Origin of the sequence: Azospirillum lipoferum (assembly GCF_024170005.1) — a bacterium.
Classification (GTDB): Bacteria; Pseudomonadota; Alphaproteobacteria; order Azospirillales; family Azospirillaceae; genus Azospirillum; species Azospirillum lipoferum.
The window spans coordinates 1-1,920 of the sequence record NZ_JALJXJ010000042.1 but is presented as its reverse complement, the minus strand read 5'-3'; the positions used below and the strand labels follow the sequence as shown (position 1 = coordinate 1,920).

Annotated in this window: 1 protein-coding gene; it reads left to right on the top strand. The window is 69.3% G+C overall.

Going from position 1 to position 1,920, the window contains the following annotated elements; genetic code table 11:
* On the top strand, window positions 1-1,920 hold a 1,920-nt coding region (locus tag J2848_RS35765; RefSeq protein ID WP_253568871.1), incomplete at both ends, for an AMP-binding protein.

Below are 1,920 nucleotides of genomic sequence, written 5' to 3'. Positions count from 1 at the left end.
CGACCATGTGGCGTGGCTGCAGGGGCGTGACCGGGCGGCGTCGGAGGCCTTCTGGCGGGCCCGCACCGCTGAAATCGACCAGCCGACGAGGATCGTCTCTCTGCTGCCGTCCGACCCGCGGGCGGACTCCCCGGCGGACCGCGAGGGTCAGGGCGAATATCGCTGCGTCTTCACGGTGGAGGAGACCCGCCGTCTCGCCGACCTCGCGCGGCACTGCGACGTCACGCTGAACACCCTGATGCAGGCGGCCTGGGCGGTCCTGTTGCGCCAGCATGGCGGCCAGGACACCGTCGCCTTCGGCACCACCGTATCCGGCCGCCCGGCTGAGCTGCCGGGGGTGGAGCATCGGCTGGGCCTGTTCATCAACACGCTTCCGGTGATCCTGACGCCCAATCCGGCGATGCCGGTGGCAGACTGGCTCCGCACGGTCCAGCATCGCAATCTCGACCTGCGCGAACACGAGCACACGCCCCTGGCCGACATTCAGCATTGGTCGGGCCAGACAGCCTCGGGCGATGCCGGCGGCGCCCTGTTCGACAGCTTGCTGGTGTTCGAAAGCTATCCGGTCGCCGAAGCGCTGCGCCAGGGAAGCCCGGATGGCCTGCGCTTCTCCCCGGTGGTCGGTTACGAGCGCACCAGCTATCCGCTGACCATCGCGATCATGCCCGGCGACCGGCTGGAACTGCACCACCGCTACGACCGCGCCCATGTGGCGGGACCGGCGGTGCTGCGTGTCGCCGGCCATCTGCGCCGCCTGCTGCTGGCCATGGCAGACGCTCCAGACCTGCCGCTCGGTGCCCTCTCCGTGCTGGACGGGATCGATCGGGGTCGTATTCTCGGCGCCTGGAACCGGCAGGAGCCGATGGACGCCACGCCCTTGCCGCGTCTGTTCGAAGCCCAGGCCGCTCGCACGCCGGATGCCAACGCGGTGATCGCCGGCACTCGGAGTCTGAGCTATGCCGAACTCAACCGGTTGGCCAACCGGCTCGCTCACCGGATGCGCGCGCTCGGCGTGGCGCCCGGCGTCCCGGTTGCCGTCATGCTTGAGCGGACGGAGGTTCTGCCGACCGGCCTCCTGGCGATCCTGAAGGCGGGTGGCGCCTATGTCCCGCTCGACCCCGAATATCCCACCGATCGCGTCGCCTACATGCTGGCCGACAGCCGGGCGGCGCTCGTGCTGACGCAGCGCAGCCTGCTGCCGCGGCTCCCGACCGGCGAGGGTCTGCGCATTCTGGCGCTAGACGACCCGGCGCTCGATCTGGAGAGCTGCCCGGATCACGATCCACGGCCGGTCAACAGGGCGGAGGACGCCGCCTATGTGATCTATACCTCCGGCTCGACCGGCCGGCCGAAGGGTGTGGTGATCGAGCACCGCAACGCCTCCGCTCTCATCGACTGGGCATTGCGGATCTACCGGCCGGAGCAGTTGCAGGGGGTCCTGGCCTCGACCTCCGTCTGCTTCGACCTTTCGGTCTGGGAGTTCTTCGTCACGCTGAGTGCCGGTGGCCATGTGGTGATGGCCGACAACGCCCTGAGCTTGCCTGACCTGCCGGCCCGCGACCGCGTGCGCCTGATCAATACCGTGCCGTCGGCGATTGCCGGCCTTCTGCGGTCCGGCGGCATCCCCCCCGGTGTTCGCACCGTCAATCTGGCGGGCGAGCCGCTGGCCCAGTCGCTGGTGGACGAGCTTTATGCAGCCGGCATCGCCGATGTCTACGACCTCTATGGTCCGTCGGAGGACACAACCTACTCCACCGTGACCCGCCGCGAGCCGGGAGGTCGTGCCAACATCGGCCGCCCCATCGCTGGAACCCAGGGATATGTCCTGGACGGCGACCTGAACCCGGTTCCTCTGGGGGTGGTGGGCGAGCTTTATCTGGGTGGCTCGGGTCTGGCGCGGGGCTACCTGAACCGGCCGGG